1 protein-coding gene is annotated in these 418 nt (G+C 73.4%); it reads right to left on the reverse strand.

Translation table 11 applies throughout. From position 1 onward, the window contains the following. Window positions 1–108: 108 nt before the first annotated feature. On the reverse strand, window positions 109–418 hold a 310-nt coding region (locus tag LPA54_RS40165; RefSeq protein ID WP_228985368.1), incomplete at its 5' end, for an MGMT family protein.

Here is a 418-nt window from a genome sequence, read left to right on the forward strand (position 1 = left end):
GGGCACCCGCGTCCCTCGACTCACGAACGTACGTCATGCCGTGGATGCGCCTCATGTCCCCCTGAAGGATCACACGTCACACAACGGCGGCGAGGATGGCGGAAGCTGTCAAATGTGACCACCGGTGTCCGCGCCGCCGTCCCACCGCGCGCGTCTCATGTCGAGGCGTGGCACATGGCCCTCCGCCGCCCGGCCCGCCTCCCGCAGCGGTGTGCCCTCCGCGCGGTAGTGACCGAGGGCCCGCAGCTCGTGGCCGGGCAGCAGCACGCCGTCCGCGCGCACCACGCGCCACCAGGGGACGGCCCCGCCGTAGAGCGCCATCACGCGCCCCACCTGCCGGGGCCCGCCCTCCTCCAGCCATTCGGCCACGTCCCCGTACGTCATGACGCGCCCCGGCGGGATCAGCTCGGCCACCTCC

The organism is Streptomyces sp. DH12, from assembly GCF_020873895.1.
GTDB lineage: Bacteria > Actinomycetota > Actinomycetes > Streptomycetales > Streptomycetaceae > Streptomyces.